This window comes from Bacillus sp. SIMBA_154, from assembly GCF_046536015.1.
GTDB lineage: Bacteria > Bacillota > Bacilli > Bacillales > Bacillaceae > Bacillus > Bacillus pumilus_P.
Window position 1 is genome coordinate 1 of sequence record NZ_JAWJBV010000310.1, and the last position, 267, is coordinate 267.

Here is a 267-nt window from a genome sequence, read left to right on the forward strand (position 1 = left end):
CTTTTGAAAAGACGGTCTGATACCGTTCTTTATCATCAAGCTGCTCTTTAATATAAGGAGGCAGCGGCATTTCACCGAGTGATTCAAGCACTTCGTAAAAAATCCCGTCATACCGGAATTCTATTTTTCTGCCTCCGTGATCAAGCTCCTCTGTGCAGACCGCTGGCAGCCGGCCGTCGCCAAATGTCAGGACCGTTCCTTTTTTACGCGTTTCGCCGGCTTTACGAGCGTTTCCCATGTATCATTTTCTTCCTGTTTTAATAACAG

At 46.4% G+C, this 267-nt stretch carries 1 pseudogene; it reads right to left on the reverse strand.

The annotated features are described in order from the left end of the window. Positions 1–267 (reverse strand): annotated as a pseudogene (locus R0K30_RS22170) (S-adenosylmethionine:tRNA ribosyltransferase-isomerase); the annotation flags it as partial.